The sequence below is a fragment of the Rhizobium sp. 2MFCol3.1 genome, assembly GCF_000377565.1.
Classification (GTDB): Bacteria; Pseudomonadota; Alphaproteobacteria; order Rhizobiales; family Rhizobiaceae; genus Rhizobium.
Window position 1 is genome coordinate 1 of record NZ_KB898366.1, and the last position, 26376, is coordinate 26376.

Sequence of the window (26376 nt, forward strand, 5' to 3'; positions counted from 1 at the left end):
CATGCCGCGAAGAAGAGGTGACAGCGCGGCGACATCGACGTCACCCTGCAGCTTGATTTCCGGAAGCATCGTGCAGCTTTGATCCTTACCCGCTCTATTCAGATAAAAGCGAGTATCAGCCGACGACGAAACAATTGCCACAGAGAAAGCTAAAGCCGAAAGGGAGCGTCATCACCCGCCCCCGCTCCGCCCTTTCAACCCGGCCCAGCCGGTCGGATCGGGGGCTGATCCGAGCAGCCAGTGTCGCGTTTCTAAATGGCTGACAACGTCGCAGCCCTATTCAGCTTTGACATTGATTGTAGCCGGGTACATTCTATTTCCAAGTGCGACATGCCAATGATTTCAATGGCTTCACTTTGGAGATTTTGGCATGTCCCGATGCTATACGCAGATCACCCTCGCCGATCGCCGACGACTACATCAGCTGGTAGCGGCAAGAGTTCCCGTCAACGAGATGGCCCGCCAGCTTGGCCGTCACCGCTCGACGATTTACCGCGAGATCAAACGCAACACGTTTCATGATCGTGAATTGCCAGAGTACGATGGCTACTACAGCACTGTAGCGCAGGATATTTCCAACGAACGCCGACGGAGACTGAGAAAGCTGCGACGCTACCCGAATTTGCGCGAGGAGATCATTAGCCAGTTGGAGGCACGCTGGTCTCCTGAGCAGATCGCTGGTCGCCTGTTATTGGATGGACACGATCGCGTTCGTGTCTGCAAAGAGACCATCTATCGCTTTATTTACAGCAAGGAAGACTATGGTCTCGGCCTCTATCAGTATCTTCCAGAAGCCCGTCGCAAACGTCGTCCACTACGCTCCAGGAAGCCGCGCGACGGTGCTTTTCCGGCCTCGCATCGCATATCTCAACGTCCTGATTTCATTGGAGATAGATCGCAGTTCGGGCATTGGGAAGGCGACCTCCTCATCTTCGAACGTCCACTCGGCCATGCCAACGTGACATCTCTGGTGGAGCGCAAGTCGCGCTATACCGTTCTCATCAAGAATCCAAGCCGGCACTCTGGCCCGATCATGGACAAGATCATCAGAGCGTTTTCTCCTCTGCCGGCCTTTGCGCGTCAAAGCTTCACGTTTGATCGCGGTACCGAGTTTGCCGGATTCAGGGCTTTGGAAGACGGGATCGGCGCACGCAGCTGGTTCTGCGACCCGAGTGCACCCTGGCAGAAGGGAGCTGTCGAAAACGCAAACAAGCGCATCCGTCGCTTCATGCCGGGAACAACGGATCTGGCGGGCGTGTCACAGCGCGACCTGATCCAACTCACACGTCACCTGAACGACCAACCCCGTAAATGCCTCGGCTACAAGACACCAGCCGAGGTGTTTATCGCTCATTTGCAAGAAGGAGGGTGATCCCCTACCCTGAAGTACAGGCACGGCGCACTTGGGTTAGCTTCCCCACCGGGGTGGGTTCCACGCTATGCAACCCGTCAGCAGGTAGAGGCCACCCTCGATGAAATGGAGCTGCTTCGCGATGAAATAGTCAACCGGCTGGAAAATCAGATAAAAGCTGAAAATATGGATGGCGATGCTATCCAAAACGAGCGCCACATACAGAGTTCAAAACCCGAATCCATCATTGAATTTGAACCTCGCTCTGAAAAAGAGCAGGGCGAGAACTTGGAGCAAGAGCCGGAAACACAGGGCAGGGCGCAAGGCGGAAGGCAGCGCAACATTGAGCCGATCAAAGCGTTTCCGCTTGGCATGGTGCTTCGGGCCTGCCCGCAGATCGGCGATTACGGGCCCGGCGGCAAGATCGACCATTGGCGCGAGTTGATGGCAGCCGCGGTAGTCGTCCGTTCAATGCTGGGTGTCAGCCCATCTGCTTACGAGGAGGCGTGCGGATCGATGGGGCCTGAGAATGCCGCGGTGGCTATGGCCTGCATCTTGGAGAAATCCAATATGATAAACTCGCCTGGCGGGTATTTGCGAGACTTGGCCAAGCGGTCGGAGCGCGGCGAGTTCTCGCTCGGACCGATGCTGATGGCGTTGCTGAAGGCCCAAGGATTGGACCAGCGCCGCGCTGGTTGATGACCCTCCTGCGATCCGGCCGGCCGAAGCGCTTCAGCAGAACTTGACGGCCGTTTTTTTGGGTTCTTTTGTGTGTTAAAACAGGGCATTAGCACGTTTGAAGCATGCTCCAGTGTCCTCGCATTGCCACTCTCCTCACAGAGAGATGGGAGAATAATTGGGTTTTGCGCTTGCACTGTTTACAGGATGGTCGCAAAGCCATGTCGAGAACGCCGCGGTCGTCTCCAGGCGATGCCGGCAAATTTTTATCCGAGACCAGAGGTCTAACATGACTCGACAGCTTTCTCTTTCTCGTGACCGGATTTCGGTGCTTCTGCTCGAAGGCATTAGCCGGAGCGCCGTAGAATACTTTACCGCGTGTGGCTACACCAACCTGGTTCATCTGTCGAAGGCGCTGGACGACAAGGATCTCAAGCGTCATATCGCCGATGCACATATCATCGGCATTCGCTCACGAACACAGCTGACGGACGAGATCTTCGAATCCGCCAAGAAGCTGATTGCCGTTGGCTGTTTCTCCGTCGGCACGAACCAAGTCGATCTGGATGCAGCACGACGCCGCGGGATACCTGTCTTCAACGCGCCCTATTCGAACACCCGCTCGGTCGCGGAACTTGTGATCGGCGAGATCATCATGCTGACACGGCAGATCTTCCCGCGTTCTGCGTCAGCTCATCAAGGCGGCTGGGAAAAATCCGCTGTTGGCAGCCGCGAGGTGCGTGGCAAAACGCTCGGAATCGTCGGCTATGGCAATATCGGTTCGCAGCTCAGTGCGCTTGCCGAAAGCATGGGCATGGTGGTGCGCTATTTCGATCTTTCCGATCGGCTACGCCGCGGCAATTCGGAATCGATGGCGTCGCTCGGCGAGCTCCTCGAAATTTCGGATTATGTGACGATGCATGTTCCGGAAACGGCATTGACTCACAACATGATCGGCGAAGTCGAACTGCGCCGCATGAAGAAGGGTGCCATCTTCATCAACAATTCGCGCGGAACAGTCGTCGATCTTGATGCGCTCGCGCAGGTTCTGAAGGAAGGTCACGTTGCTGGGGCCGCCGTTGATGTGTTCCCTGTGGAGCCGGCGTCGAACGGAGATCGTTTTGAAACACCGCTTCAGGGGTTGAGCAACGTCATACTGACACCCCATATCGGCGGCTCCACCGAGGAAGCGCAGGAGCGCATCGGCGGCGAAGTTTCCAGGAAACTGGTTGAGTATTCGGACATTGGTTCGACAATGGGCGCCGTAAACTTTCCGCAGGTGCAATTGCCTGAACGCCCGAACGGGACACGCTTCATCCACGTCCATGAAAACCGCCCCGGCACGCTCATCAAGCTCAACGAAATCTTCTCCACGCGCGGGCTCAACATCGTCGCCGAGTTCCTCCAGACCCATGGAGACACGGGCTATGTGGTCATTGAGGTCGAGGATGTGTCGGAAGCGCCCGATCAAATCCTACAGGCACTCCGCGCGATACCGGGCACGATCAGAACCCGGTTGCTGTATTGACGGTGAGTGCCGTGATGCCAGCCGACTTGAGGTAGCCTGGCCGTAAGCCGGGGACAGACAAGGCGGAGCGCAGAGCTCTGCGCTCCGCCGTTTGTTCAGGACTTTATCTTGTTGGCTGCCCGGCGCGCCTTGACGCCCGATGCCAATGTCTCGAGGGCGTTGACGGTCGTCGGCCAGTCGATGCAGCCGTCCGTGATGCTCTGGCCGTAGACGAGTTTCTTACCGGGGATCAAGTCCTGCCGGCCGCCGACGAGGTTGCTCTCGACCATTGCGCCGATGATGGCATCATTGCCGTCGGCAAGTTGTTGCGCGACATCCTGCAGGACGGCGGGCTGGTTCTCGGGATCCTTGCGGCTGTTGGCGTGGCTGGCATCGATCATGATACGCGGGTCGAGCTTTGCCTCGCGGGATGCGGTCATTGCCGACGCCACGCTTTCGCGATCATAGTTCGGTTGCTTGCCGCCGCGCAGGATGACGTGGCAATCCTCGTTACCGCTTGTCGATGCGATCGCTGCGCGTCCGTCCTTCGTCACCGCCGGAAAATGATGCGGCTGCGAGGCGGCCATGATGGCGTCGAGGGCGATGCGGACATCGCCGGTGGTACCGTTCTTGAAGCCGATCGCCGACGATAGGCCGGAGGCGAGCTCCCTGTGGACCTGGCTTTCAGTCGTGCGCGCACCGATGGCACCCCAGCTGACGAGGTCTGCAATGTATTGCGGCGTAATCGTATCGAGGAACTCGCAGCCCGCCGGCAACTCCAGGTCGTTCACATCGAGCAGCAGCTTGCGGGCGATGCGCAGACCATGCTCGATCCGGAAACTGCCGTCGAGGCCGGGATCGTTGATCACGCCCTTCCAGCCGACGGTCGTCCGCGGCTTTTCGAAGTAGACGCGCATGACGATCTCGAGGTCGTCTTGCAGCCGGTTGCGCTGTTCCTTGAGCCGCTTGGCGTAGTCGATCGCCGCGACCGGATCATGGATAGAGCAGGGGCCAACAACGACAAGAAGCCTGTCGTCCTTCTTGGTCAGGATATCATGGATGGCGCTGCGTGCGCCGAGCACCGTCTTGCTGACAGTCTCGTCACGCGGCAGCTCATCTATGATGAGTGCAGGGGAGGAGAGTTCGACGATATTGGTAATACGAAGGTCGTCAGTAGCGTTCGTCACGGTATTGGTCTCCAGGAGGTCATACCGGGCGCATAAAAAAACCGCCAGGTTGACTAGCGGTTGGTCGGGTGAAATTGCGTCTTTCTTAACTACGCATGTTCCCGCTTCCGCACCGAGGCACGGAAATAATAAAATCGGGAAACATAGGCGCAAGCGATCGACATGACATCTTGCTACAGCAAGACGAGCGACTTGTCACTGCCGATTTCCATACTTCACTCGCGAGCCGGAGCCACTGCCGGCGGGATGCGCCTGCTGGGCGCTTTCGGAAACTCCCGGGAACTTCACAATGGGGGACTATCTGGTTCTAGAGCATGCGCGCTGCTCGCCCACTTCGCCGCGTAGCACTGTTATAAAAGCTCGACGCCTGCTGCACCGATCGGTGGCGCGACTGCTCCATGGCTTCGGCCAACGGAATGCTGCGATTGGCGGCCTCCGTCAGGTAGCCCGATCGCAAACCATGCGCGGAGAACTCCCCAGGCTTCAACCCTGCCATCTCCACTCGCTGTTTGATGATGAGGTTGATCGACTGCGGGTCGAGAGGGCGCCGCGACAGGGTTCCCCACCGTCCAATCCCCCTGAAGACGCTACCTTTGTCGATCTTGGCCGTCGCCATCCAGGCGTTTAACGCTTCCACCGGCCGCCCTGTGATATAGACGACCTCGTCCTGCTCACCCGATGTCGTTTTCGTCCGGCCGAGATGAATGGCGATTGAGGGGAGGTGAGGGCCGTCCTTTTGCTCGACCGGCGCCTCGCTCGTGAGCTGCTCGACGCGCAATCCGGCGATTTCGCTACGCCGGCGACCGCCGGAGGCAAAGGCGACCATCAGGATCGCCCGGTCGCGCAGGTCGCGCAGGCTGTCGCTCTCGCAGGTCTCCAGCAGCTTGGAGAGCACATCTGCGGTGACCGCCTTGGCACTCTTGCGCCGTCGGGTCCGAGGGACCGCGCGAACGGCGAGGCGAATGGCCGCCTTCAGGGGAGGGGAGGGGAAGGCGCCGTCGAGGCCGCGCCAATGGGTCAAGGTCGACCAGCTAGCCAGGCGCCGGCGCACGGTCGCCGGCGCGTGAGGGCCGGTGGATTTAAGGAACCCCTGGCTTCGCAGGCTGTGATCGACATCGGCTGGCATGCCATGATCCTGATCGTCTTCCCGGCGCTGTGGATCCCACAGATGATGGGCGACGAATTTTAGCAGCAGCGCTTCCGGCGCCGGCCAGGGGAGGGGGCTGCCGGTCGCCGCCAGGGCCCAGGCTTCGAGGTAGGCGAGATCCGAGGTAATGGCGCGCAGGGTGTTGTCGCCCATCCCCTCATTGACGAGGTGGCGCAGCGTCTCGATGTCCTGATCGGTCAGGAGCTCGGCAAGCTCGTCGCGGCGCTCGATCGGCAACACGGCGGCGATGGTGTCGAGCTCGACGGCGCGGGCTTCGATGCCGGTCAGCTTTCTAGCCATCAGAGCCGTCCGAGATGAACTTTATCCCGGCTTTATAAGCCGCTATTACCGCTGCGAGGTTTGAACGATGGCACCGTTCATAAAAGACGCGCGTCTCCGCCGTCATGTCCTCCGGCACGGTGACCAGGTCCTGCAGCCGCACCCCTCCGCGGTCGGCGAGGTCGGTTGCGCCAATGTCGATCTCGCCGAGGCCGGCAACGCGGTCGCGTAGCCTGGCGAAATAGCGCAGGTTGGAATCGACAACAGCCGGGTCGGCACGCTGGCCATGGGCAAGGACGACGTAGTCCGCTTGAAGATCTTGGATCTGTTTCAGGGAGGCGATGAGGGCGCATAGATCGGCTGGATCGCTGCTCCAGACTTCCGGGATCGGATGCTCGACGGTATCGACCGCCAGGCAGGTGCGGATTTCCGGGACCCACACGGCAATATGATCCGGCGTATGTCCGGGTGTATGAATGAGCTCCAGGGTTAGATCACCGCCATGCAGAGCCATCGTCTCGCCAGCGAAGGTGATGTTGGGCGCGACAAGTTCGACCGCCTGAAACCGCGGCTCTTGCTTTTTCTCGGCGAGGACCTGCTGTGCAGCCGGATCCCGAAGCCGATCGGTGGCTGTGGCATGAGCGATGATTGGCACGCTGCGGTCGAGGGCGGCATTCCCCCAGAAGTGATCCCAGTCCATATGCGAGTTGATCACCAGCAATGGGCGGCGGCCCATCTTTTCCGCAAGCAGGTCGAGCGCTTGCCGGCACAGGGCAGGGGTTGCCAGGGTGTCGACCAGGATATTGAATCGCTCAGTCCGGACGAAGACGGCATCGACCTCGTCGGCCGCCCGCAGGATGGTGATGCGCTCGTCGAGCCCGGGATAGCTTGTCAGTTGAAGCGTGACGTCCATCGTGCGGTTCTTGCCCCAAAACAGCGATTTCTGTGGCCTTTGCGGCCGTGGCGAAGGCCAGCTTTCGATGATTTGCGACTCGAAATCAACTACTATCGATAACTTATAATTATCGATAATTGAAAATCCCACTACAGATCATACGCACTGACGAACAGTAAATATCCAATAGCATTCGTTTAACGAATGATTTTACCATGAATTCAATGCGTTACGATCTCACTCATGTGCCCATCCAGAGGATGCTAAAGCCCGTCACCGCGGCGACAGCAGGTCTATGCCGGCTCGACGAACGCATCAGTCGCTCGAATGTCGGCGCCGGCCTCATCGAACGCCAAAATTTTGCCGATGCCTGCGCCTCGCTGTGGCTCGACGGCGAGCTCGTGCATCTCGAGGACCTCGTCCTCCATGACGCTGGCGCCGACGTCCGCGCCCCGACCCACGAACTGACCATCGCCCGCGACGTGCTGCGCACCCGCCGCCGCATCGCCAGCCAACCGCCGGCCTGGGCCCTCAGCCCCGACGGCCTGCGCACCCTCCGGCAGGCGGGGCCTGCAGCCCGGGCATGGCCCGGACAATCATTCGGAGAGGACGGCGGGAGTGGGGCTAATCGCGAACTGGCCGGGGGAGGGGAGGGGGAGCTTGACAACGAGGTTGACGAGAACGCGTCCGATCCAGACGCCAGCGTCTTCGCCGACATTGACGCGATCCTTGCTCGCTCAAGTGCGGCGATTGAGGAGGCAACCTGTTTGGCGCGAGCAGGGGATCGGCTTGGCTTGCCTGCTTCAAGTTGTTCAGCCTTCATGTTAACCGGTTGCTCTTCGAGCCGTTTTCCTCTTTGGGATGGGGTGTCGTTTGGCGATTAACCGTGAGATTTCGCCCGTTTTATTCCCATTTGGCACTTAATTTGAGATTCTACCGGTCTAGAATCTCAAATTAAATGCAGCTGCGAGTATCCAAGCGACTGAAGCGAACAGTCTAAAATCTCTTCTATCCCCGGAAGTTACATCACCAGACCTGCGCTTCGGAAACGCCCGGATTGCCTCAGCGCGTCGACACGCCTCGTTCCAATTGGCAGTCTCAAACTAAGTGCTAAGTCTCAGGTTAAGTGGAGAGCCAGCATGACCGCACGTTTTCGTGTCAGCGTCGTCGCAGCGAAGGCATTGCCTCATTCCGAGGTGGATCGAACGGGCCCATCTTTATGATCCCTGCGACTCGTCGCGGATATTGCCTTCGGCTGCTTGGCGGTGGATTAAAGTAACACTCATTTGTAGGTCTGTTGATTGCCACTGAGAACCGACCCGGCGTGGCCTGATATCTCTATTGAGAACTCTCGCTGGAAACGCCGGGTCAGTTCTCGATGTTCATCAACATAGGGTCAGGATGAATGCGCGACTGACTTGTTCTCTGCCGACAATTTGGCTCTGTCGAACCGTCGAGCCCAACTATTGTCATTGATAAACTCGCGCACGTCTTCAAGCGCGTCTTGATGCTCTAGGGCACGTACAGCCTGCTCCTCGATATCTTCGAGAGAGCGACTTATGAATGTGCCTTCGGCTTCGAATCGAAGCGACATCTCGCCAAAATCCGTCGAGATAACTGGAAGCCCCATTGCCCGATACTCATAATATTTGATGGGATCTACCGAAGCAGTCAAAGGACTATCTTTAAAAGGGATAATGCCTACGTTGAAGCGACTTATCGCGTCGATTGCCTGTTGATGACTGCATGGAGGCAGAAGCTCGATATTCGTGGGAAGCGATTTTGGTACGGGCACGTAGGTCGGGCCGATCAGCCGCACAGTGTCGTTCGGTCTCGCCTTGGCTAGCTCGACAACCCACTCCCAGTCGAACCATTTCGCGATGGTTCCAATATAGCCGAATACCTTCTTTGTCTCGCTTCGTTCGTCTCTACCGACATTGACAAATAGAGCTGGTTCGAGGCCATTTGGGACAAGCTGAAGATCGGGCCTCATTTTCACCCAGTGCTGTTTCAGTCGGGTGCTTGTCACCCAAAGATCGCGACATTTTCTTACGAGTTCAATTTCCCTCTTCTTCATTCCGGCTTTTGATAAACCGCTATAAAAAGCCGGGAATTCGTCCATAGCGTCGTATAAGGACGGTATTTCCACATGCTCCCGAATCAACAGGTTCGCCAGCAAACTTGGCTTTCCAACGGCTATCAATGCATTGTGTCCGCCAACAAATTCTCTGACCTGGAGAAAGGTTGACGACCAAACCAGTTTGTTGATCAACGATAATCCAGGCAACGGTTCGATGGGCAGCGCTGATGGCCGTACCACGCTTATCCAGTCACTCAGACCCTGCCGTTCTTCGCGCGATGGGGTGGGGCGGTGCTTGAAATCTGCGAGTTCGGGAAGGCGTGTTGGATAAGGATCAATCCATAGCACGCGTGCGTCAGTACGCTTGTGAAACCACTCCACGAATTTGTGGGGGCGTTGCGCGAAGCTCGCCCACGGAACAGGTGACAGATAAACCAAACGCATCAGGAAAAAAACTCTCGCAGGGTTCCCGCGATGCGCTTCGATGCAAGTCCGTCCCCATATGGCGATACTCCGCGTGCCATTTCCCCATAAGCTTTATCGTCGTCCAGCAATCGTTGGGCCTCACGAACGATAAGGTCATAGTTCGGTCCGACGAGTTTCACTACGCCCTGCTCGACAGCCTCGGGACGCTCCGTTTCGTCACGTAAAACAAGAACCGGCTTGCCAAGCGCCGGCGCTTCCTCCTGCACACCCCCGGAGTCCGTTAAAATGAAGTGGGCGCGCTTCATCGCCGCGACGAACGGTGCATAGTCCAGCGGCTCGCAAAGAATAAAATTGGGAATAGCGCCGAGCACCTGGTGCGCAACGTCCTTGACATTGGGATTTGGGTGGACCGGGTAAAGGAATTGAACGTCGGGATTGCGCTCTGCCAGGGCCTTTAGAGCCTGACAGATATTTCGGAACGGTTCCCCAAAATTCTCACGTCGATGCGAGGTCACCATCACAAGTCGCTTGCTGTCATCAAGCGGGACCGTGATTTCCAAGGGTTTTGCTGCAGTCATCAGAAGAGTATCGATGACCGTATTGCCGGTCACGAGTATGTCCCGATCTGCGATACCTTCCTTGAGAAGGTTCTGACGGGAGCCTTCCGTTGGAGCGAAATGCCAACGAGCCAGCTTACCAGCAATGACGCGATTGGCTTCCTCCGGGAATGGATTGCGAATATCCCATGTCCGCAGACCCGCTTCCACATGACCGATGGGAACTGCGCGGTAGAAGCAAGCCAGTGCAACAGTCATCACCGTCGTCGTATCACCCTGAACGAGCACTACATCCGGCTTTTCCGTCTCGAGCACCTCGTCGATCGCCAACAATAGTCTGGCTGTCAAAGCAGCGAGCGCCTGGTTTGGGCGCATGATGTCGAGATCAATATCGGGCTTTATATCGAAGAAGGTCAAGACTTGATCGAGCATGTGGCGGTGCTGGGCTGTTGCCAGCACTTTCACGTCTGCCCAAGGCTCTTGCTTCAATGCAAGAATGACCGGGGCCATCTTGATGGCCTCCGGCCGTGTGCCGATGACGCAGATGATTTTCTTTTTCATGGTAACCTCAGGAAATGGAACGCGTGCCTGCAATCAAGGCCTCGATCTTCGATATATAGACTTCTGCTCGAACATCCCAGCTATTTGCGTCAGCAAGAACGCGCAACCGCTGTTTGAACTGGGGGTCGTTTCGAAGGTTCAATGCTTCTTTGATGGCGCGTGCAAATTCTTCTGCATTGCTGCCGGAGAAAACCTCGTCGTAAGCGACGCACTCCATCATATCGCTGGTAACCACCACCGGTTTCTCAAGTGCGAAATATTCAAACAGTTTCAGCGGCGATGTGGATCGCGCTATCTCTCCCATGACGAAGGGGATGAAACAGACGTCGAACAGGCCTGCGTGGGCCGCCAGCTTCTGATAGTCGATCGGTCCAAGGTAAATCACGTTGCTTTTTCGAGGTAGGCGCGGAACGCAACCGCTATAGTCCGGCCCGATCAACACGAAACCGACCTCGGGCAGCAGATTGCTGATTTCCTCGATTAGGTCGTACCAGAGCCAAGGTGCGATTGCTCCGAAGTAACCAACAATGTGGCTATGACCCAGCATGAACGTTTTGAGCACTTGTGAGATTTCCGTCGTGCTGTGTTCATCCCTGTAGTGCGCAACATCCACCCCATTCGGGACTGAGAGGCAGCGATGTTCTCCACAGGCCTCCACTGCCTCGTCGTGCAGCAGTCTAGCAGAGGAGACGATGAGATCGGCGCTTTCAAATGCGGCCTGCTTTAGCTCCAGCAGTCGTCGAAGGCTGGATGAACCGCCCGATATGGAGGCATCGATGTGATCTATATATTCATAGGCGACAAGCCCCGTGTTCTTTGCGGCGCGAAGATGGCTTTTGTCGGCGAACAAGGTCGTGCTGTAGAAGCTCCGCACTGCGCCAGGGATTGAGTCGACGTTTCGGTCGTTGACGAGCCACACATTGCTTCCGATCGGGCGAAAGCCAACGACACCGTCACCCGTTGTGCGATACAACACCAAGCAGCCGATTCTCCCGAGCGCAAGTGCCATATGATGTGGGCGTTGGTATAACGTTATGCCCCAATCAACGCTCGCCTCCAGAATAAAGACGACGCGGTGGCGCCCTTCAGCAAGCGGACCATCGCGAAAGCGTTGCCAGTCCAAATCGCCTGCGAGTGGTTTGCCGCCGCTTCCTCCCGCACGGAGCCGTCGCACCAACGAATGTCGCGCGCCGTGCAAGTGACTGCGCAGGGGGGCGGGTAGTGCCCAAAATGCCCTTCGAGCGCCATCATATACCAACTTTCGTACAGCCCTTTGCAAACGCGACATCATGCCCTGCGCGCCGTCTGTCCGTTGCCCTGCGCCAGATGCCTCTCGATCAACTGGCGATAGCTCTCGTATGTCGTGGTCTTATCCAACTTGCTCAACTCACCTTCAGTGAGGTTAGGGCGAATGGGGTTCCTCCAGGTTCGAACCATCGCATCAGCGAGGCGCTGCTCGAAGTCCGAGGTGGACTTCAATTCCCAGATCGCGCCCCGATACTTGGACATGTCGTGCGCAGGGGCAATCACATCGATCCCGGCTCGTCCCTCAAACGACGAAGCAAATCCGACTCCGCTAGTGACGATAGGCAGGTTCGAGCGTATGGCCTCAAGGAGGATAAGTTGGCCTCCTTCGAAGAACGTGCCGCTGACGAAGGCATCGGCCATGGCGAGGTACTCGTGGGACCGTGATGCTGCCCCGCAATATACAACCCGGTCCTCAAGGCCGTGTTTACGGATGTGGTTGTGAATTTCGTCCAACAGGGCAGTTTCATATGCCGGCCCGAGTAGAAGAAGCTTGGCGTTTGAACAAGTGCGTGCAGCAATTTCAAAGGCCTTAAGTGTGCCGAGGTGGTTTTTCTGATGGTTGATGGCACCGACGTGAATGAAGACGAAATCATCGCTGGCAATGCCGTGCTTCAGGCGAAGGCGATCTCGCGCTTCCAAGGGAGAGAACTCGGCGAAAGGCGCGAAGTCGATGCCATTCGGAATGACAACACAATTCTCCGCTTCAACGCCAAGCCGCGAAACGCTGTACTCTCGCACATAGTCGGAGACGGCGATAAACTTTGTCGTAAGCTTTGCGGCGTCAGAAAATTCTCGGCGTTGCTGCTCGTTGAACCACATATAAACGTTATGAACCACTTGCAGAAAGGGGATATCCTTACCTCTGCACGTCTCGATCCCTTGCGTGGAATAGTGGGACAGTACCATTTTAGGCTTTAGGTGGTCGATCACCCTTTCATAGGCTGCGGCGCTGTACTTCTGCGAGATCACGGCTTGGCCGCGAACGCGCGCCTGCTCAACAGCGGGTCCGCAATTGCCAAGGACAAGAAGGCGGACGTCGAGACCTGACCGAGCAAGCGTGTCGTTTAGATCAAGGACGACGTTCTCCAGTCCACCTGCCTCGAAATTGTCGACCTGTACAAGGACATCGCATTCACGTGGCACGGCAGACAGATCGGCCAAGGCAACCGCACCGATCGCGTTGCCGGTAGGTCGGCCGAGGATGGGCCCAGCCTTACGCCAGAACCGACGCGCCATGCGCCCAGCGATCGTTTCCGGAGGAAGGATACCCCGAGCTTTCCCCACAACGCTCCGACCCGGCATGAAAGTGCGACGCCGCGTAAAGAAATCGTAAATTTGTTCGCCGCCGGACTGACGCACATCTTGAAGCATCTCGTAAACGGCAAAATTCGCTTTTGCCATCTGGCTCCTGGCTGCTTCGTCTGGCAGATTGGAGGCGAGAAAATCGGGCAGAGTAACGTAGCGCATGCCTAGCGATTTGAAGTCGCCGATATTCTCGCAATCAACGATTGGTACGATCCCCATCGCCAAATATTCAACGAGTTTCGTGGGGCAAGCGACTTTATTGACAATGCTGTCTTCACGCAGAATGAAGCCATAGTGGCATTGCGGGTAGATCGCCATAAGCTCGGCATGTGTCTTCGATTCAATAATAACGGAGCCTTCCATATCCGCGGGGAGTATGGCCTTCACGGCCTCCGGCTCCGGGCAATAGAAGCGGTGCTGGTAGCGCGCCACCGTCTTGGTGATGGCATCGATCATCTTCGGTACTTGCTGCCACCGGTGCAGTCCGCCAGCGTAAACGACGATAGGCTTGCCGTCCGCCAACGGTCGCGCGTCGATAGACGGCGTAAACGTAGGAAACATTGGAAACGACACGCTTCGGGCCTTCAGGGCATTTCGAAACTTCTGCTGCAGGTAGTGCATCATCGCACTCGTGACGACAATCACCATACCGGCTTTCTTAACCGCAAGACGCTCCTCCTTGTCATAGATGAGCGCACTATAGAAATCGTCATGCATCCGGAATTCCTCCGGTACGACGCCGTGTACGTCGACAGCCTTACGGACGAAGGGCAGATACAGAAATTTACCGAACCTGTTGTCGTGCATCCGCAGAACACTGTGGAAATAGATCTTGCGGGAACGAATGACCGCCGCCACGACCAGCAAGCGCACGAGCATCTTAAGCTTCCGGCTCCCGGTCACGCGCAGAACCAGAACGTTCGGTTCAGGACGATCGAACCAGATATTGCGGCCGGCCAACTCTTCACTCTCGACGTAGATTCTCCAGCGGTCTTGAAAGAGGCGATCGACGATCTGAATGCGCTGGAAGTATCCGTCGCTCTGCCGCTCCGGATAGAAATATCCGCCGAAGAAGACGATGCCGTCGAGCTGCCGCAGGAAGCTAGCGCCGCGTCTGGCGAGCCAGAACAATCTCGATAGTCTTCCGACCGGTTGCCCCAGTGGTGCTGTGCTCGAAGGCCGACGCCGGCCCGCACCCGTAATCTTACCGTCGCGCTCCAGGGCAGTCATGAAATCGTGGATGGCAAAGTTACATTCGACGCGGTTGTGGACTGCGTCGGCGATCCGGCTTAGGTCGGTCGTGATTGCGTTGATGCTTGCTTCATCGACACGTTCTTTTTTCAACGCCTGCGAAATAGCGGTCTTTGCCGCCGTCCAGATTGTGGCGATGTCACCTGAGGATTCTGCAATAGCGAGTTGCTTTGCTAATGCCTCAGGTGCGCCGTAGCGTTGGGTTCTAAGGGCGATAGCAAGACTTCGGAATTCCGATTCAAAATACTCTATCTGCTGGTTGAGGTTTCGTAGGTAGGCACTCAAGCCGGACCGGTAAGCGGGTTCGACCGGCTTTCGGAGTGCAAATTCGAGATCCATTGAAAAGGAGACGATCGGCTTTTCGGGCCGCCGATGCCACACAATATTATGCTTCTGTTCTAGGTAACGCTTGTTCTTCTCGGCGCGTGCGCTGAAGTATTCATACTGCAGCTTGCCGAACGAGGCTGAGCCCCAGTGGTGGATGAATACGTCCCGCGCCAGAAAGATATTGTAACCGAGGTCACGGGCACGAAGACAATAGTCGTCGTCTTCAAATCCACCAGGAAAAAACGTTTCATCGAGGAGGCCTATCTTCTGGCACGCTTCCTTCGCCAGGAGGACACAGAAGAAGGTCACATCCGCTTCGACGAGGTTTCCCTGCCAAACCTCGTGCCGATGATCCGCAAAAGCTTTTACGCGCAGGTACGGCGCTTCACAAATCTCTGTGCCGTCGTCACCGATGAATTCGGATAGCTCCGCATCGTAATCGATTGGAATACATTGCTCGCTGTCGGCCTTGTTCGTGACGGAACTGATGATGTCCTTCTGGTGCGCGAGCATCCTATCCAGCCAATGATCCGTGACGACCACGTCGCCGTTGAGCAGGCAGATGTGCGTTATCGTCTCGTCGACAAGAAACTCGCGAATGCCGACGTTGTTGCCGCCGGAAAACCCAAGGTTCTCGGGCTGCTCTATGTAGCGCCAGCTTGAGCCCACCTCGCTGATATGGGTGGAAATTAGCGCCCGGATTTTTCTTTGTTCGGTGGGATTGGACGCATTGTCGACCAAAATCAGCTTAACCGGGCATTCGTTATGCGCTCTCCGTACGCTGGCCAATGTCGCAACAAGCGCTTCGGCTGCGTTGTAGGAAACAATAACGATCCCCGTAGTGGCAGGTTTAGTCATGACTTTTTCTTCGTGATCAGATTTGAAATTCGATGTGAAACGAAGCGTATGCCACGCACCGCGTAAAAGCTTAGCGCGTTTTGGGCCCGGGCCAGGTTGCGAGCAAGCTCCTGAGCATGCGCGTCCAGTTCTACCACCTTTTGCCCAAGGTTCTGCGCGCGCGCTTCCGTGTCGATGGCCTGCTGGGCGAGCGCGCTGACGCTAGCCTCCAACTCTGATTTTCGAACGGCAGCAGATCCCAACTGTCTTTCGAAGAACCCTAGACTTTCGCGATAGAAGAGCCCCGGCTTCGATTCGCAGGTCCCCAACAAATCCAGCATGTATGCGGCTCGAGCGGCTTTGTCCATCAACTGTGACACCTCTGGAAAGCCGAAGGGAAGCGGCTTTTCAGGCACACCAATGATATTTAGCCACGAAGCGGACACCAACCGGGTGGCTTCTCCAATGCTTCTCTCCAGGTGTGCTTTTGCCGTCTTAAGATCGCGGTCAGCAACCGCCATAACTGTCAGCCAATAGAGAGCATCAAGCGTTTTGTTTCCCAGCAACGGACTATATGGCATTACATCGAGTGCAGCGCATCGGCTGTAAAAATCCCTCGCAACCTGGACGTTACCCTTATTTTTTGCCAATTCACCACCAGCGAATAGCAGTGAAACCTGCCATCGTAACTGTTGCGGCGTTGGTGCTTCGATTGCCGCATATTGTAGGACGGTGTTTCGCACCTCCTGGAAGCAGGCGTCGGTTGTCGAGTTCTCCCGCATCAGTGCATAGATTTGGCCGCAAAACGCGGCACCAAAGTCAGCGGAAGTCTTGTTGGATGCTGCCAGCACACGTTGCCGCATGCTGGAAAGCAACGTTTCCGATTGTGCACGCATGCCAATCGCGACCATGCTCCGAACGATCCAAGGGTTCTCGTAGCCTCTCGCGAAGGCGGAAACGTGAAAATCCAACGAATCCGGCAAGCTCCACGCCGTCTCCTCATAGGGAATAGGCATGCCGTCGATTGGGTCGGCCATGCAAAGAAGCAAAACCCATTCTCCGTCCTGTTCCCTTACTTTCTCTGGCACAACCTCGACCCAGCTACGGGGCGAATGGTGATAGCGCATGGCGCCGCCTGCAGTCTGAAAGAAGCCCTTCTCCAGGAGGAATTGGGACCCGCATTCGTCAATCAGCCGCTCCCACGTATAAATGTGCAGGTGGTAGGGGTTCGGATCCTTGCCTGTTTCGTCGACCCAATTGTTCGGCGCGCAGACCATCAGGCGCCCGGACGGCTTGAGAACACGCTTCAACTCGCCGAGATAGATATCAGGGTCCGGCACGTGCTCGATGGTTTCAAAAGCGGTGATGAAATCGATGCTGTTGTCGGGAACTTGTGACAGGTATTGCGCATCGCCGACCTCGAAACGAACGGCTTCGCCGTCGCTATAATGCGCGTTGGCATAGTTGACGCTGAACTCGCTCAGGTCAATTCCCATGACCGATCGAGCTTTAGACGCATTGTAAAGGATATGACTTCCATAGCCCAGGCCACATGCGACATCGAGCACGCGGTCGCCCGGACGGATATATTCGGCAGCCTTATGGTAGCGAATGCAATGCGCGTCGCTGCGCCTGCCGGTTTCACGAAGCATGTCGGTGTGGAGGAGGCGCTCCTCCACGAGAACCATCAGGTCGTAGGTCTGTAGTGCCGCACGCGGGGCCTTCTCAAGGACAATGAGGATATCTTCGCCGTCGGTATTTAGCGACTCGTACGGATTGACTTGATAAAATAGCGGGTGCTTGCGAAATCCCGCCTCGAAACAGCGGGTTTCCCACCAGTCGCGCTGCGCACGCATTTGATCGGCAATTTGTGTCTGCGCAGTCGAAACACGCAAGAAAGCGTAGCGGGAGGAGACTCGGTAGATTTCACGCAGCGCTGCCGGAATGTCTTCCTTCGCAAGCGTATCAAGACTGCCAATCGAAACCACTGTCTCGAACTGCTCGTCCAGGAATGGAAGCTTCAGCGACGAGCCTTCAAGGCATCGGGCCGGATAAGCCGAATGGATATGCTGAAGTTCTGTGCCTGGCGGAACGACAATACTGGCATCGACGCCACGGCTGACAAACTCCGGTAGCAGCATGCCGGTTCCACCGCCGCACTCCAACAACTTGCCATGGCCGCAGGCCTCAAGAATCGAGTCCACTAATTTGGAATTGGATGAGCGCGCCTGCATTTTGTTCCTTGGTGTGTCCATTGATCATGTGGGTTGTCGAGCAATCGACGGTGCAGAGAACCCTTACCACGAAGCTTTCATGCGCAGGTCAGACAAACCGCCGAAAGCATATTCATCCTGCCGCATCAGGGTCTGAAAAAACGCCGCCTCGTCCATCCAGTGTAGGATACGTTGTTCGGTGTAATCGGGTTTTCCCTCATAAGAGATAGCAGCCTGTATCTCATATAGATTGGGTCCGAGGGTACAATCGCATTCGAGCCAGACGTCAAACTCCTCATTCTCTCGGAGTTTGCGTTTCCAGAACACGTCGGCATCGCGTCGGCCGCTCAGCGCCTGCGTGTCTTGGTTCAGCGTTCCCCAAGAATATATCTTAATGCCTTCGCGATTTCTGATCCGAACGGAGACATTGATACGGTCGGTCACAATCGAGGACCGACAGCTTACTCGAATTTTAATGATATCACCGGGATAGAAGACTGCACATGGCTCGCCCTCGGCATCGAATGTTTTAACCGCTGTGACCTCGATGCCGCCGTCTCCGAAGGAGAGGCTATCGCTGCGCCCAGGCAACGGCAGGTTATTGCTTGAGACGGTTGCCTCCGTTCCGCCAGCCGCAGACTGCGGTCTCGGATGTTTCCCTGTTTCAGCCGGCTTCGGTGTCAATCGGGAGAAATACGCAGACTCCTCCTCGTGAAGGAGCTTTCTGTAGGAGAGGAGAACCTCCGACGAACTGCCGATAAGAACTTCCTGTCCGCCCTTCAGCAGGACCGCTCTGTGAGTGAGGGTGCGGACGGACTCCTGATCATGAGACACAAAGAGCAGGGTTACTCCGTCCGAGATCAGCTTCTCGATACGAGAAAAGCACCGCTTCTGAAATAGCGCGTCGCCGACTGCGAGAGCCTCGTCGACAATCAGGATGTCAGGGTCGATCTGGACCTGAACCGCGAACGCCAGCCGTACGAGCATTCCGCTTGAGTAGGTCTTCACGGGCTGTTCCAAGTATTCGCCGATGTCTGCAAAAGCGGCGATCGCATCAAAACGTTCATCAACTTGTTCGCGAGTCATGCCAAGCAACATCGCGTTAAGATAGACATTCTCTCTGCCCGTGAAATCGGGATTGAAGCCAGAACCGAGTTCGAGGAGCGCAGCGATCCGCCCCCGCGTCGTGACGCTGCCGACTGTCGGGGCAAGGGTTCCGGTGATGAGTTGCAACAGCGTACTCTTGCCGCTCCCGTTCCGCCCAACAATACCAAAGGCCTCGCCTTTCTTGACCTCGAAAGAAATGTCTTTCAGGGCCCAATGCTCCCTGTAATAGGCGGCCGAAGTCCGCCCGAGAAGGCGGTTCACCGGCGGTAAGACAAATTGCTTGAGTCGTTCACGTGGCGACGAGTAAATCTCGTAGCGTTTTCCGAGGTTCTGAACGCGGATGGAAATATCAGAGGACATCAGCAAAACCCTTCCGCGTCTTCTGAAACCAGACGTACCCCAACCATGCGAACAGGCCTGATAACGCAGTCTGAACGATCCAATGACCCCAATGAATGCCTTGCTTCGAGATGAGAACGTTTCGAGCCTCTTCAATCAGGAAGGTGAGGGGATTAAGCTGAAAGACGATGTGGAGCTGTTCCGGAAGCGCGCTTATCGGAAAGAAGACCGGCGAAAGAAACATCAACGCAGGGATAGCCGCGTTAACGATTTGACTCACGTCGCGCAAATAAACTCCGAGGGAAGAAAGGAACCACGCAAATCCCATTGCTAAGAGAATCAAGGGAATCAATATAAAAGGGAAATAAAGGACATATATAGACGGAATACCAAAGAATATTAAGTAAAACAAAAGCCAAATAGCCATGCTGGCTAGAAAATGAAATCCCGCAGATGCCACCAACACGAATCCCATTATCTCCAGCGGAAATACAACTTTCTTTACATAGTTGACATTACTTATAATCAGCGATGGTGCTCGTCCAACGCTCTCTGAGAAAAAGTTGAATATCAGCAATCCTGAAAACAGAATGAGCGCAAATTCCGTTTTAGAATCGCTTCCCCCCGGCCAGCGCGCCTTGAATACAGTGCTGAAGAAAAAGGTGTAGATCGTGAGCATCAGCAGCGGGTTGAACAAGGACCACATGATGCCAAGGAACGATCCCTTGTAGCGTCCGATGACCTCACGCTTAGTCAAGGCAAGAATAAGTCCTCGATTGCTCCAGAAGCTTGACAGCATTCCTTGAGGTGAAATCATAAAACGCTGCATCAATCAAAGACCCTGATAAGTTCAAAGATGCCACCCCGCGATCCTGCAGATAACATCGGATGTGACTTTAGCCGCCGGAGTAGGCCGTGCTCAATCCCATTTCTTGGCTCGGTTTGCCGAGCCGATCACAGTCGGGTAGTCCACCTACGGGCAGACTGCCTCTTGTCATTCGTAATCCGGTTGAGTGTTGGGGGAAGGAAATTTCTGTTACGCGCTGCTATCCGCAATAGGTGAATCTGCTCTACTCCGTAAAAAGGCGCCCCGCCTTACGGCTGGATTGCCATCTCCCGATGGTCATTTTGATAGACCTAGCGTATAAATCGCAAAGGCGCCTATAGCTTAGCCCTGCCGGAGAATCAAGCGATGCATGTTCTCCGAACTCGCTGTTCTTTGAACCCAAAGGAAGGGAGGTAGCCTCGGATTAACACCTATATTCGCTCCAAAACCAAGGACTTCGTGCCATCACTCAGGATGGCACACCCTTGGTTTCGACAGCAGTTACGAACCCTTAGCCTGATAGCGATTCAAACGACTTAGTCAGCCGCCCCGTCAGCGAGAAGATGTGTTGTCTTTCCGCCGCGAATAAGAGCCGATCGGATGAGGCGGGGCCGTCCTTTTACCTCAGTCATGATTTTCGCAACGTATTCGCCAACAAGACCAATCGCTAAAAGGTTTAGCGAACCGAAGAAGAGGGTACTAATCAGGAGAGTCGTGACCCCTTTAGGCGAAATTTCGGGAAACAGCAGCCGCAGCACAATGACGGTCGCAACGGCGAGCAGAGAAATGCCGAATAGCACCACACCGGTTGCGGTCAGGATGGACATTGGGACGTTGCTGAAAGAGAAAATACCTTTTTTTGCCCAATCGATATTTTTCAGGAGATTGTTGGTGGATCGGCCAAAAAGGCGCTCCGGCCGGATATAGTCGACTCCAATCTGCCGGAAACCAACATATGCTCGCAGCCCCCTCATGAACAGATCACGCTCCGGAGACCGAAGCAGCCATCCTACCACGCGGCGATCGATCAGCGAAAAATCACCGGCGTCGAGAGGAATCGCGACATAGCTGAAGGCAGCAAAGACGCGATAGAAGGCCTTATACAAAAGCCCCCAAGCCCAGGGCATTTCTCTCTTTATGCGGCGGCCGTAAATGACGTCGAAGCCCTCTTCCCACTTGGAGTAAAACTGCTCTATCAGTTCAGGTGGATCTTGAAGGTCTCCGTCGAGAAGAACGACAGCATCTTTGGTCGCCAGCTCCATTCCGCTGCGAAACGCCATCTGCGAGCCAAAATTGCGGGAGTGCGTAATTCCCAGGACATGCCTATCCTGCTTCGACAGGTCGAGAATGACCTCCGCACTATTGTCCGGGCTGCAGTCGTTGACGAATATGATCTCGTAGTCGATCTGGAGCTTGCTAAAGACGTCGGTCAGCCGTCGATGCATGATTGGGATCGCTTGTGCATCCTTATAGCAGGCAATGATCGCGCTGACGCCGCGTTTCTTTCCTGCTGTTGAACGCTTTGTGTTGCTGGCTATCTCTTCTGGGCTAAGCGTCGCCATCCATTCGGACAGCCTCTTCAACCCGGTCTCTAACGTGATTTCCGCTCGCCAGCCGATTGCTCTATCGGCCTTTTCGGGGTTGGAGAACCAGTTCTGCAAATCCCACGATCGAGCATCCATGCTGTTGTAGGCGGGTGAGTCCGGAACGCTGAATGCGTCCTTCGCAATCTCTACGAGGTCGGCGATGGTGGTCTTCTTGCCCGAGCCTATGTTGATGCTCTCGCCAAACAAGGACGGGTTCATTTTCGTGGCGGCAAGGATAAAAGCTATACAAACATCTTCGACGTAGACGAAGTCGCGCGAGGTCCGAGGATCGACCAATGGCGGCCAGTGTCCTGCAGACGCTTCCCGAACGAGACTTGGCATCAGCCTTGAGGTGTCTTCTAGCGGCCCGTAAACCGAGTAAAGGCGCAAATTCACGCAGGGGAAGTGTTTGTGCTTGCCCATGTAGTTGAGGTAATTGCTGACCGCGACTTTTGATACCGCATAGTCGCTATTGGGCGCGCATGGATCTTCCTCCCTTGGCCCGGCACAATTGTTCCCATATTCAGACGAGCTGCCAGCATGGACGAACGCCGAGAACGGGCGATTTGCTAGCATCGCGACCATGCGCGTGGTCGATAGAAAGTTCGTCTCGTAAATGAGGCTCGCATCCTTTTCGAAAGAATAGGCGCCATAGGCTACACAGTTGAAGACCGTTTTTGGCGTCGTACCGTCGATAAGGTTTTTGACGGCATTTTCATCGTTAAGATCGACGGCCGCTATCTGATGGTTGGGAACATCCTGAAGGCGCCAATTTTTCTCGCGCTGGACGACTGCGAATACGTCGCTTCGATATTTTGCAATCAGGTGAAAGAGGTTTGCTCCCACGAAACCGGACGCCCCGGTCACAAGGATAGGGCCATGGAGGGCGCGTATATGCGGTTCGATATCAATCATTCTGCAGGCTCTGAAAATCGGTTCTCAATCGCGGCAATCATGGAAATAGGGTCTAGCCTGGATGCGCGGCGAAGATAATGTTGGGATCCATACTTCGAAAAATGATGAGCTTTCGCGTATAGATGCCGGATTCTTGCGTTCCGGATTGCACTCTTCCCCATCAGGTAGAGTGCCAGATCTGCCCCGAAGCTCCCTTGGCGAACATGCTCCTCCGCCACGAAGAATTGTTCTGAAGCGGCAATGGCGGAGAGGAGGCGGTCGGGAACAGGATTGGCAGACAGCGGCAACTCCGCAACCGCCCACAAATTGGGTCGCTGCGCTACGTTAATTGCATTAAACGACTGAATATATGTGCCGGCCAGCGGCCCAACTGCGATGACCACCGGTCCGCCGCCTTCCGTCAGTTGACGCCACGGCTTATATGCAGGGACAGTCCAGGCCGCAGGCGGCTCCCCGCGACCGAGCCTGAGATAGCAAACGCCGGGGCTATCCATCATCTTCGAGACGACTGCCTCGACATCCTCGTCGAAAACAGGCGCAAATGCACGGGTGTTCGGCAGGGTAAGCAGAATGCCGTAGTCTTCGATGGCATGATGGGTCGGCCCCATCACACCATAGCCATAGCCTCCACCGTTCCCAACGATCTTGACCGGCAGGTTGTGGAAGGCCGCATCGTTGCGGATTTGCTCGAAGGGCCGTGCATAGCAAAAAGGCGCTATGCTATATGCCCATGCGCTAAAGCCTTGCTTGGCAAGGGCGGCGGCCACAGAAAGCATGTTCTGCTCTGCGACGCCGGCATTGATAAATCTGTCCTTTAACGCTGCCTGAAGCGGTTCCAAGGCCATGAAACCCAGGTCGCCGGTGAGAAAAACGAGATCTGGCCTGTCTGCAAGAGCGACAAGCGCGTCACAAAACTGATTTCTCATTCCGCGGTTAATTCCTGAACTGCCTGAGCGTAGAGTGCTTCGTTCAAAGGCAAGTAGTGCCAACTCATGCGGTCTTCCATGAACGACACGCCCTTCCCTTTAACTGTCTCGAGAATGACAAGATGCGGGCGATCGCCGCGGTGATCGAGCACCTCCCGTATAGCTTCGGGGTCGTGCCCATCGACGATGTGCACATCGGCATCAAATCCCGCAATGCGTGCAGGCAACGGGTTCATCGACGCCACGTCGTTTGTTGTGCCAAATCCCTGCAATCCATTGTGATCCACAAGCACGGTCAAATTCGCGAGCTTATGATGGCAAGCGAAAATGAAGGCCTCCCAGGTCGAACCCTCCTGCCACTCGCCGTCAGATGTCACGCAGAACACCCGGTCATCACTTGATTTCAGCCTAAAACCGAGGGCAGTTCCGGCAGCAAGCGATAGCCCATGGCCAAGGCTTCCGGTCGCAAAATCGATCTTCGGCAATCCTGCAGCGGGCGGGTGGGCAGCGAGAAGGGTATCGTCCCTGTGATAGGTCTCCAGGTCATCATCCGTCAAGAGCCCAAGGCTCCAAAGGGCAATGTAGAGCGCACCTGCAGAATGTCCCTTGGACAGGATCAATCGATCGAGTGGACCCACGAACTCGTGGAAGGACACCAGCAGCGCATCAAGTACCGAGAGATTTCCCCCGATGTGCCCAACGCCGCTCTCGTAGTGCATTTTCAGAAGTCGCAGCCTTGCACGTCTGAAATCAGCATCGTTGAGACGGTTTCTCGCTTTGGATTGCGTGTTCACGTTAGGCCCCCCGGATCCCGGCGCGTAACCGCCGCCGTCCAGTTTCGTTCTACCACCTGACATCTTCCCTATAAACGATGACAACCAAGTCTAAATCAAGCTCTTGCGGTCATGAAGTGAGATTGCGCCAGCCAGCGTGTCGCAACTGATGCCTCCAGAAGAGGCTCAATCGCAAGGGTGGGCTTGATGCAGGGATTGGGTAGCCCCGGTAGCAGAAAGTCTTTTGTGCTAATATCGACTTCCGACCATCCGGAAGCCAGCACCCTTTTCCGAAGCCTGCCGGCGGTGAAGGCCATTTCATCGGGTTCGAGGCGTGCCCACCTGCGGCCAACCCGGGTTCCAAAAATAAAGGCGCAATAGGGGTTCACAAGGTTCGGCTCGATAAATGCGAGGCCTCCCGCACCGTGGGTCATCTCGCGAAGTGTACACAACACAGATTCAAGCTGAAGAACTAGATGATGGAGGATGCCGTTCCCGTAGATCAGGTCAAACTTGCCAAGGACATGCGGATTACCGCCCAATAGATCGAGTTTCTCGAAGCGCAGGTTGCTCGATCGATGGGTCGCGTTGGCATGGTCGAGGAAGGCGTCGCTGAGGTCTACGCCGATTACTTCGGCATTCGTGTGGCGAGCGACATGCGCGGCTGCCTCGCCCGTTCCGCAGCCGATCTCAAGTACCCGCTTTGCGTCTACCCGACGAGCCTGCGAAACGAACCAGTCGTTTCTTCTCGTGGCCCGAAGCGGCGTTGAACCGACGGGGGAGAAAACCTGATTGAAACCGCGTTCATCTTGTATCTTGAATTTCGACATCCTATCCCTTCCGCGCCACTATGCCATAGCCAAGAGGGTCGTCTTTCGAACCGGTGCCGAGGAAAAGCGACAGATGTGCGCATAGCAGCGCGACGATCGTGCAAGGCGCCAGAAGGATCAGAAAGGGCGCCGTCCAGAACAGATCCACCAACTTCTTCGGTTTCGCGAGGCGCACGCTTAAAACAATCAGCTTGTTGGCTATGACAGCGATATCGTTTCCACGCTCAATGACCTGAACGCCGGCGAACGACGAGAACATTGCGGCGAGTCGAAATCGGGTAAAGCGGTGAAAATCGTAAGGGGCATGATGAACTCGGGCAGCGAAGGGCACCGTTGCGAAGAGCATTCCGCCGGGCCGGAGAACCCGATGCATCTCCTCGATCAGCACAACCGGATCGACTGCATGCTCTAAGACTTCGGTGCATAGCAATACATCTTGCGAATTGTCCGGGAGGGGTATGGTCTTCCCATCGAACGCGATGATCTGCTTGTTATCGCTCATCCCAAACGCAACCGCCTGCGGCACATCGAGGCCCGTATATTGCACATCTGCCGGGAGCAACGGGCGGAAAGGCATTTCACCGCAACCAACATCCAGCACGGCACCTTCGGCGTTCGCTAATCGTGTCGCCAGGAAACGGGTGCACGTCAGAAGCTGCAAATCGATGATAAGCCGTAAAGTATAAAGCAACCTTCCCAGCGGTCCGCTTGCTCTTCGCACCGGGATCGGCTTGAACTCTTCGGTCACGTCGACGCTCATCCGATCCTCACTATCATTATATCCGACTGCCCGAAAGACAAACAGTCGGAGGCCCGCATAGCATATCACCGCAAGCAGAGGCAACAGCACGGCCTGCCCCAGGATCGGCTTGACTTCCACAGTCTCCAAGAGCCTCAAGGCTGTATAGTTCGCTGCTGCCAAGGCCGAATAAAAGAACAAAAATCTTGGCAGATTTTGTCGGGAAAGATCTTTGAAAACCAGCCCGCCATAGGTGACGAAATTGAAGACAAAGCCCGCCAGTAGGGACCCAACCAAGGCTAGCCAAAGCGGAATCGAAAAGAACAGGAATAGCGCATAGCTCGCATAGCCGAAAAGCGTGTTGAGCAAGCCCACGGCGATAAAGCGTGCAATACGCGCGAGCTCTGCCATCAGAAATTCCGCAAC

18 protein-coding genes and 1 pseudogene are annotated in these 26376 nt (G+C 55.9%); 4 read left to right on the forward strand and 15 right to left on the reverse strand.

Annotation, left to right across the window (positions count from 1 at the left end):
- The first annotated feature begins 370 nt into the window (after nt 1–370).
- From D460_RS0122670 to serA, 3 genes and pseudogenes are all read left to right on the forward strand, one after another.
- Nucleotides 371–1372 (forward strand): IS30 family transposase, encoded by a 1002-nt coding sequence (locus D460_RS0122670; protein WP_018900887.1) that lies wholly within the window; start codon nt 371–373, stop codon nt 1370–1372.
- 60 nt (nt 1373–1432) lie between these two features.
- Nucleotides 1433–2050, forward strand: a pseudogene (gene repC / locus D460_RS33625) (plasmid replication protein RepC); the annotation flags it as partial.
- Nucleotides 2051–2318: 268 nt separating this feature from the next.
- Complete coding sequence (gene serA, locus D460_RS0122680; protein ID WP_026283422.1) at nt 2319–3557, forward strand: phosphoglycerate dehydrogenase; 1239 nt, start codon at nt 2319–2321, stop codon at nt 3555–3557.
- 95 nt (nt 3558–3652) lie between these two features.
- On the opposite strand, the gene D460_RS0122685 is transcribed toward serA, so the two are convergent.
- The 3 genes from D460_RS0122685 to D460_RS0122695 form a co-directional block, all read right to left on the reverse strand.
- Nucleotides 3653–4723: a 3-deoxy-7-phosphoheptulonate synthase gene (locus D460_RS0122685; protein ID WP_018900890.1), complete on the reverse strand. Its 1071-nt coding sequence runs from the start codon at nt 4721–4723 to the stop codon at nt 3653–3655.
- A 307-nt stretch (nt 4724–5030) separates the two neighbouring features.
- A complete protein-coding gene (locus D460_RS0122690; RefSeq protein ID WP_018900891.1) occupies nt 5031–6170 on the reverse strand; it encodes a tyrosine-type recombinase/integrase in 1140 nt (379 codons plus the stop codon).
- Nucleotides 6163–7062: an MBL fold metallo-hydrolase gene (locus D460_RS0122695; protein ID WP_018900892.1), complete on the reverse strand. Its 900-nt coding sequence runs from the start codon at nt 7060–7062 to the stop codon at nt 6163–6165. The genes D460_RS0122690 and D460_RS0122695 overlap by 8 nt, the downstream gene beginning before the upstream one ends.
- Before the next feature lie 197 nt (nt 7063–7259).
- Here D460_RS0122695 and D460_RS33630 point away from each other — a divergent pair, with 197 nt between their 5' ends.
- Nucleotides 7260–7928 carry a hypothetical protein gene (locus tag D460_RS33630; protein ID WP_196809359.1) on the forward strand — a complete coding sequence of 223 codons (669 nt, stop codon included), beginning with the start codon at nt 7260–7262 and terminating at the stop codon, nt 7926–7928.
- A gap of 512 nt (nt 7929–8440) precedes the next feature.
- On the opposite strand, the gene D460_RS0122705 is transcribed toward D460_RS33630, so the two are convergent.
- From D460_RS0122705 to D460_RS33640, 12 genes are all read right to left on the reverse strand, one after another.
- A complete protein-coding gene (locus tag D460_RS0122705; protein WP_026283423.1) occupies nt 8441–9568 on the reverse strand; it encodes a glycosyl transferase in 1128 nt (375 codons plus the stop codon).
- The gene (gene wecB, locus D460_RS0122710; RefSeq protein ID WP_018900895.1) at nt 9568–10668 is read right to left on the reverse strand and encodes a UDP-N-acetylglucosamine 2-epimerase (non-hydrolyzing); all 1101 of its coding nucleotides are present in this window, start codon (nt 10666–10668) and stop codon (nt 9568–9570) included. The genes D460_RS0122705 and wecB overlap by 1 nt, the downstream gene beginning before the upstream one ends.
- Nucleotides 10669–10675: 7 nt before the next feature.
- A complete protein-coding gene (locus D460_RS0122715; RefSeq protein WP_196809360.1) occupies nt 10676–11791 on the reverse strand; it encodes a glycosyltransferase in 1116 nt (371 codons plus the stop codon).
- Between the two features lie 164 nt (nt 11792–11955).
- Complete coding sequence (locus D460_RS0122725) at nt 11956–15717, reverse strand: glycosyltransferase (RefSeq protein WP_018900898.1); 3762 nt, start codon at nt 15715–15717, stop codon at nt 11956–11958.
- Nucleotides 15714–17930, reverse strand: coding sequence for a class I SAM-dependent methyltransferase (locus tag D460_RS34650; protein ID WP_018900899.1), 2217 nt, complete (start codon nt 17928–17930; stop codon nt 15714–15716). The genes D460_RS0122725 and D460_RS34650 overlap by 4 nt, the downstream gene beginning before the upstream one ends.
- A gap of 63 nt (nt 17931–17993) precedes the next feature.
- Entirely contained in the window at nt 17994–19376 is a 1383-nt protein-coding gene (locus D460_RS0122735) for an ABC transporter ATP-binding protein (protein ID WP_018900900.1), read from the reverse strand.
- Nucleotides 19366–20184 carry an ABC transporter permease gene (locus D460_RS0122740; RefSeq protein WP_018900901.1) on the reverse strand — a complete coding sequence of 273 codons (819 nt, stop codon included), beginning with the start codon at nt 20182–20184 and terminating at the stop codon, nt 19366–19368. Before D460_RS0122740 ends, D460_RS0122735 begins: the two co-directional genes overlap by 11 nt.
- A 533-nt stretch (nt 20185–20717) precedes the next feature.
- Nucleotides 20718–22682, reverse strand: a complete 1965-nt coding sequence (locus D460_RS0122745) for an NAD-dependent epimerase/dehydratase family protein (RefSeq protein WP_018900902.1) — start codon at nt 22680–22682, stop codon at nt 20718–20720.
- Complete coding sequence (locus D460_RS0122750) at nt 22679–23608, reverse strand: hypothetical protein (RefSeq protein ID WP_018900903.1); 930 nt, start codon at nt 23606–23608, stop codon at nt 22679–22681. Before D460_RS0122750 ends, D460_RS0122745 begins: the two co-directional genes overlap by 4 nt.
- Nucleotides 23605–24402: a transketolase gene (locus D460_RS0122755; RefSeq protein ID WP_026283424.1), complete on the reverse strand. Its 798-nt coding sequence runs from the start codon at nt 24400–24402 to the stop codon at nt 23605–23607. Before D460_RS0122755 ends, D460_RS0122750 begins: the two co-directional genes overlap by 4 nt.
- A gap of 95 nt (nt 24403–24497) precedes the next feature.
- Nucleotides 24498–25211, reverse strand: a complete 714-nt coding sequence (locus D460_RS0122760; RefSeq protein WP_018900905.1) for a class I SAM-dependent methyltransferase — start codon at nt 25209–25211, stop codon at nt 24498–24500.
- Between the two features lies 1 nt (nt 25212).
- The gene (locus tag D460_RS33640) at nt 25213–26361 is read right to left on the reverse strand and encodes a methyltransferase domain-containing protein (protein ID WP_018900906.1); all 1149 of its coding nucleotides are present in this window, start codon (nt 26359–26361) and stop codon (nt 25213–25215) included.
- Nucleotides 26362–26376 lie beyond the last annotated feature (15 nt).